At 69.3% G+C, this 6,157-nt stretch carries 6 protein-coding genes; 4 read left to right on the plus strand and 2 right to left on the minus strand.

Going from position 1 to position 6,157, the window contains the following annotated elements; genetic code table 11:
* Positions 1-64: 64 nt before the first annotated feature.
* Together sucC and D473_RS0123645 are read right to left on the minus strand one after the other, a co-directional pair.
* Positions 65-1,246, minus strand: a complete 1,182-nt coding sequence (sucC, locus tag D473_RS0123640) for an ADP-forming succinate--CoA ligase subunit beta (protein ID WP_017611519.1) — start codon at positions 1,244-1,246, stop codon at positions 65-67.
* Positions 1,247-1,651: 405 nt separating this feature from the next.
* The gene (locus D473_RS0123645; protein ID WP_017611520.1) at positions 1,652-2,062 is read right to left on the minus strand and encodes a cobalamin B12-binding domain-containing protein; all 411 of its coding nucleotides are present in this window, start codon (positions 2,060-2,062) and stop codon (positions 1,652-1,654) included.
* Between the two features lie 148 nt (positions 2,063-2,210).
* Between D473_RS0123645 and D473_RS0123650 the strand changes: the two genes are divergently transcribed.
* The 4 genes from D473_RS0123650 to D473_RS0123665 all read left to right on the plus strand — a co-directional run bounded on the left by D473_RS0123650 (position 2,211) and on the right by D473_RS0123665 (position 5,969).
* Positions 2,211-2,573 carry a hypothetical protein gene (locus D473_RS0123650; protein WP_017611521.1) on the plus strand — a complete coding sequence of 121 codons (363 nt, stop codon included), beginning with the start codon at positions 2,211-2,213 and terminating at the stop codon, positions 2,571-2,573.
* 60 nt (positions 2,574-2,633) lie between these two features.
* Entirely contained in the window at positions 2,634-4,175 is a 1,542-nt protein-coding gene (locus tag D473_RS0123655; RefSeq protein WP_033353946.1) for a DNA-3-methyladenine glycosylase 2 family protein, read from the plus strand.
* Positions 4,172-4,756, plus strand: coding sequence for a methylated-DNA--[protein]-cysteine S-methyltransferase (locus D473_RS0123660; protein WP_017611523.1), 585 nt, complete (start codon positions 4,172-4,174; stop codon positions 4,754-4,756). Before D473_RS0123655 ends, D473_RS0123660 begins: the two co-directional genes overlap by 4 nt.
* A gap of 154 nt (positions 4,757-4,910) precedes the next feature.
* Positions 4,911-5,969, plus strand: a complete 1,059-nt coding sequence (locus D473_RS0123665; RefSeq protein WP_017611524.1) for a M23 family metallopeptidase — start codon at positions 4,911-4,913, stop codon at positions 5,967-5,969.
* Positions 5,970-6,157 lie beyond the last annotated feature (188 nt).

A 6,157-nucleotide genomic window follows, 5' to 3' on the forward strand; every position in this document is an offset into this window, starting at 1 on the left:
GGTCATGCCCTGGACCAGCACCTTGCTGTCCTTGTTCAGGAAGATAGCCATGGTTTTTCGTCCCCTACTTCGCCGCGAGCTCGGCGGCCTGAGCGGCGGCGCCGTCCATCGTGTCGACCTGTCGCACGGCCGGGTGGGCGCGCTCGGTCAGGATCTGGCGGCCCAGCTCGGCGTTGTTGCCGTCCAGGCGCACGACCAGCGGCTTGCTGACATCGTCGCCGCGCCCCTCGAGCATCTCCAGCGCCTGCACGATGCCGTTGGCGACGGCATCGCAAGCGGTGATGCCGCCGAAGACGTTGACGAAGACGCTCTTGACGCCGGCGTCGCCGAGAATGATCTCCAGCCCGTTGGCCATGACCTCGGCCGAGGCACCGCCACCGATGTCCAGGAAGTTGGCGGGCTCGACACCGCCGTGCTTCTGGCCGGCGTAGGCGACCACGTCCAGGGTGGACATGACCAGACCCGCACCGTTGCCGATGATGCCGACCTGACCGTCGAGCTTGACGTAGTTCAGACCCTTGGCCTTGGCGGCGACCTCGAGCGGGTCGCCCTCCTCCGAGACGGCGAGGCTGTCCAGGTCCTGGCGGAACTCGGCGTTCTCGTCCAGGGTGACCTTGCCGTCGAGAGCGACGACACGGCCGTCCTTGGTCAGAATGAGCGGGTTGACCTCCGCGAGGGTCGCGTCCTTGCCGACGAAGGCGTCCCACAGCTTGGTGACGACCTCGACAGCGCCCTCGGCGGCGGCCGCGGGCAGCTTGCCCGACTCGACGATCTCGGCGGCCACGTCGGCCGGGGCGCCCTGGAGGGCGTCGATCGAGATCTGGGCGACCGCATCGGGGTTGGTCTCGGCGACCTCCTCGATCTCCACCCCGCCCTCGGCGGAGCAGATGGAAAGGAAGGTGCGGTTGGCGCGGTCGAGCAGGAAGGAGAAGTAGTACTCCTCCTCGATCTCGGAGGCCTCCTCGATGAGGACACGGTGGACCGTGTGGCCCTTGATGTCCATACCGAGGATCTGCTCGGCCTTGGCCTGGGCGTCCTCGGCGTCGTCGGCGACCTTCACGCCGCCGGCCTTGCCGCGGCCACCGGTCTTGACCTGCGCCTTGACGACGACGCGGGACTTACCGGCGGCAGCGAACTCCTCAGCGATGGCACGTGCCTCAGCGGCCGTGCTCGCCACCTTCCCCTGGGGTACGGGAACTCCGTACTCTGCGAAGAGTTCCTTCGCCTGGTATTCGAACAGGTCCACGAGGGTCCGTCCTTGTTGCTCGCTGGCTCAGAATGTCTACGGGGGTGGCCTCGTCCGGATCGGCTGTGACCCACTGACACGTGTCACACGACGCCTGCCCCGTAGGGCTGAGCCGTTTACAGAAGATCGAGATCGCCGCGGCGTAGCCACCCGCGACACAGGCAAAGTTTAGTCGTTCGGGAAAACCGGGGCGGACACCGGGTCCGGCTTCACCCCCGCTTCAGCCACCGCAAAGTCGGCACATGCGGCAGTACGGTAGTTCCCGCATGGGAAAATCTGTGATGAGAACCACCGGGGATCACAGTCCCCGGGGACGGTTTCCTCCCCCGCAGAGCCCGGAAATGCGACCGAGGTCACCGGCGGAACAGGAAGGCCGGAGACCGCACGCGCCCCGGGCATCCGGTCTCAGGCGGTGTGCATGGGGCGGATGTTCTCCTTCACCCACGCGGCGATGTCAGCGGTGGGGGCACCGGGCGTGAACACCTTGGCCACCCCCATCTGCTCCAGGCTCCCGATGTCGCCTTCGGGGATGATGCCGCCGCCGAAGACACGGATGTCGGTGGCGTCGTTCTCCTCGAGCAGCTCCATGACCCGGCCGAACATCGTCATGTGGGCACCCGAGAGCACCGACAGTCCGATCCCGTCGGCATCCTCCTGCAGCGCGGCGGCCACGATCATCTCCGGGCTCTGACGCAACCCGGTGTAGATGACCTCGACCCCGGCGTCACGCAGAACGCGGGCCACGACCTTGACCCCGCGGTCGTGGCCGTCCAGACCCGGTTTGGCGACGACCACACGTGCGGCGCTCTCGACCATGGCAAACCCCTCACGACGGTCCTCCCGCACCCCCGGCCCTCCTTGTGGGAGACCCGTTCCGGACGCCCGGGAAGAGTTGTACAACACGTCTGCAGGGTAACTCAGCTCACTCGAGTACCTCCGAGGCAGGGATGGGTATCGTCCGGGCATGGAAGACAACGAAACCGAGTTCGACCACATCAGCACCGAGAAGCTGCACGAGGACGCGGTGGAGCTGGCTCGACACCGGTGGGACGTGAGCTTCTTCTGGAAGGTTCTGAGGATGCTGCCCGCCGCCGAGGCCGCAGCCGGTCGACAGGAGGCGAGCGAGGCCAGCATCGCCCAGCTCTCCGGCCTCCTGTACGAAGCCTTTTCCACCGAGACCGACCCGAAGGTGCAGAGGGCCCTGCGCCCGGTCTACATCGACTACCTGCGCGAGCACGGGGCCCTGCCCGAAGCCGGGTCGGAGGGCGGTTCCGGAGAACACAGCGGCGACCCCGGCCAGGCCCCGGAGAACCGTTCCGAGCAGTGACGATCCCATTCGAGCGCGATGGCCGAAAACCGCCGGTCCCGCTCCCTCCCATGGGTGATCATGGGGAATGTGCTCGACGACGACCAGCGCTACCGCGCCGTACACAGCCGTGACCCCCGCTTCGACGGGATCTTCTACACGGCTGTGCGCACCACAGGGATCTACTGTCGGCCGAGCTGCCCGGCACAGACCCCTCGGCGCGAGAACACCCGGTTCTTCCCGACCGCCGCGGCCGCCCAGGAGGCCGGGTTCCGCGCGTGCAAACGGTGCCGCCCCGACCTGGCCCCGGGATCACCGGAATGGAACGGCCGAGCCGACACGGTGGGCCGGGCGATGCGCCTGATCCAGGACGGCGCGGTCGACCGCGCCGGCGTCGACGGGCTCGCCCGCCACCTCGGGTACAGCACGCGGCAACTGCGCCGCCTCCTGATCGCGGAGGTCGGGGCCGGCCCCGTGGCGCTGGCCCGCAGCGAACGCGCCCAAACCGCACGGGTACTCACCGAGACCACCGACATGCCGCTGACCGACATCGCCTTCGCAGCAGGGTTCGGCAGCGTCCGCCAGTTCAACGAGACGATGCGGGCGGTCCACGGCCGCTCCCCCACACAGATGCGTACCCGGGGCCGGTCACGGCCCGACGCGAACAGCGCTCCCGGGGCGATCACCCTGCGTCTGCCCTACCGCGAACCGATCGACCTGGACGCGATGCTGCAGTTCCTCGGCGACCGCGCCGTGCCCGGGGTGGAGTCCCACGACGGCCGCACCTACCGCCGGGTACTGCGGTTGCCGGGCGGCCCGGGGACCGTGGAGCTCTCCCCTGGCCCGAACGGCCCGTACGTCCTGTGCCGACTGCGGCTGACCGACCCCGCCGACCTCACCACCGCGGTCCGGCGCTGCCGTCGGATGCTGGACCTGGACGCCGACCCCACCGCCGTGGCCGAGGCCCTGGGCGAGGATCCACTTCTGGGCGGGATCGTGCGAGGCCACCAGGGCATCCGTTCACCCGGCCACGCCGACCCGGCCGAACTCGCGGCCCGCGCGGTCCTGGGCCAACAGGTCTCGGTGAAGGCCGCCCGGACCCTGGCCGGCCGCCTCGCCGAACGCTTCGGCCGGCCGCTGCCGGAGGGGCTGGCGGCCGGGGACAGCAATGACGGTGACACCGGGGAGAAGACCGGACTGACCAGGGTCTTTCCTTCCCCGGAGACACTCGCCTCGGCCCACCCCGCCGACCTCGGACTGCCGCCGGCACGGGGGCGTGCCCTCACCGGACTGGCCGAGGCGATCGCGACGGGCCGTGTGGACCTGGGCCCGGGGGCCGACCGCGAGGCGACCGGGCGCGCCCTGGTCGGGCTGCACGGGATCGGCCCCTGGACCGCCGATCACATCCGCATGCGGGGCCTGGGTGATCCCGATGTGTTCCTCTCCGGGGACCTGGGCGTGCGCGTGGGGCTGGAGGCCCTGGGCGTGCCCGGCGCCCCGAAGGAGACCGCGGCGATCGCTCACCGTTGGAGCCCGTGGCGCTCCTACGCCACCCACCTGCTCTGGGCCTCCCTCAACGAGGGGGAGAGCACCGAAACCACCGACACCGGGAGCCGAGAATGACCGCCGAACAGGACATGCTGCCGCTGGCGTCCACGGACGGGGCCGCCGGTGCCCGCCGGGTGCCCGGCCTCGATTTCCGCACACCCTTGGAGGGGCCGACCCGGTACACACTGATGGACTCACCCGTCGGTGAGCTCACCCTCACCGGCGACGGGGAAGCCCTGACCGGGATCCACACGCGGGGGGCGGACGAGAAGAACCAGGTCCTGCAGAACGGGTGGGTACGCGACGACGCCCCGTTCGCCGAGGCGGTAGGCCAGTTGCAGGCCTACTTCGAGGGCCGTCTCCGCGACTTCGATCTACTGCTGGCCCCGACGGGGACCGAGTGGCAGCTGACCGTGTGGCGTGCTCTCACGACCGTGCCCTACGGCCGGACCGCGAGCTACGGGGAACTGGCCCGGGATCTGGACCGTCCGGGTTCCTCCCGCGCGTTGGGCTCGGCCAACGGGCGCAACCCGATCAGCATCGTGGTGCCGTGCCACCGGGTCATCGGCGCCGACGGAACGTTGACCGGCTACTCGGGCGGCGTGTGGCGCAAGGAGCTCCTGCTCGGCCTGGAGACCCGCACACTCCACGGCTGACGGGCCCCGCACACGGGACGGCGGGGACGGCGTCCGCGCGACGAATGTAGACAACTACCCTTGTTTCCGTAGTTTTCGAAGGTTAGCTTGCGATAGCGCACGATTCCTCATTCCTCCTTCGTGCCTCCACCTTCGAGAACCCCCGAGGAGACCAGTGAACCCCCAGTCCCCCTGTAAGGTCCGCAACGGTTCTTTCGTCCCCCACAGGGCGAGGTCGACCGCGCTGACCCTGACCGCCGCCACCGCCCTGCTCGTTTCCACCGGTGTCGCCCAGGCCACCCCCGTTCCGGCCTCGGTCGACCTGGCAGAGGCCCCCAACGTCGATGTCACCGCCACCGAGGAGATCACCTCCGAACTGCCCCCGGCGGTCGGCGGGAACGCGTCCGAGGACGTGCTGGCCGACGCCGTCGTCGAGGGCGTCCTCGCCGAGTACGGCAACGACCTGTCCACGTTGGACGATGAGGACCGAGAGGTCCGCGTCGACATCCGTGAGACCGATGGTGACGCGGCCTTCGGCGTGGCCATCGTGACCGCTGCCATGAATTCGGAGGACAGTCCGTACGCCTGGCTGTTCACCGCCGAGAACGAGGGCGAGTGGACCGTCGGGTTGGAAGGCACCTCCGAGTTCTCCGAAACGATCGCCGGGTCCGAGCTCATGGACACCGAAGACCGGGAGGCCATCGCCGCCTCCACCGACTCGGAGCAGGTGTCCCCGAGCCAGGCGGTCGGGGTGGGCCTGCCCTTCGAGATCGGCACGTCGATGACCATGACCACCGGGCCGCACGGGTGGAGCGGATACGAGAGGCCCTACAGCTCCGTCGACTTCGCCGGCGGCAACGGGACCGCCCACGCCGCCCGCGGCGGGTATGCCATCAGCCTGTGCAGCGGTTGGACCAGGGTCCTCCATACCAACGGGTTCGCCACGGACTACTACCACCTGGAGGACTACCAGTGGCTGGAGGGTGACGTGGGGACCGGCCGCTACCTCGGCACCCAGGGCAACAGCCTCTGCGCCGGCGGCCACACGACCGGCGCCCACATCCACTACACGTTGAGGGGCTACGACGACAGGGAGACGCACTGGCCCGTGGCGCTGCACGGAAGGACCCTGGGCGGCTGGACCTTCGCCGAGGGCAACGCCTACGGCGGTTACGCCTACCGCAACGGCACCGAGGTCCACCCGGGCGGGACGATGTACAACTACGGCTTCTGACACCGTCCACCGGTTGCGACCGGACGGGACCGGTGAGCCGGGATGAAAGGTGAAGGGCGGGCCTCCCGAGGGGCCCGCCCTTTCTCTACCCTTCTTTCCCGGGCCACCGGAATGGTTTTTCACATGTTCACAAGTCTGGGCGCAAAAAAAGGGAGGAGCCGCTCCCACAAGAGCGACCCCTCCCCAAC

It is taken from the genome of Nocardiopsis xinjiangensis YIM 90004 (assembly GCF_000341145.1).
Lineage (GTDB): Bacteria > Actinomycetota > Actinomycetes > Streptosporangiales > Streptosporangiaceae > Nocardiopsis > Nocardiopsis xinjiangensis.

Coding starts and splice junctions, on each gene's coding strand:
- D473_RS0123645 (WP_017611520.1), bottom strand. CDS start 2,062: ATGGTCGAGAGCGCCGCACGTGTGGTCGTCGCCAAACCGGGTCTGGAC.
- D473_RS0123650 (WP_017611521.1), top strand. CDS start 2,211: ATGGAAGACAACGAAACCGAGTTCGACCACATCAGCACCGAGAAGCTG.
- D473_RS0123655 (WP_033353946.1), top strand. CDS start 2,634: ATGGGGAATGTGCTCGACGACGACCAGCGCTACCGCGCCGTACACAGC.
- D473_RS0123660 (WP_017611523.1), top strand. CDS start 4,172: ATGACCGCCGAACAGGACATGCTGCCGCTGGCGTCCACGGACGGGGCC.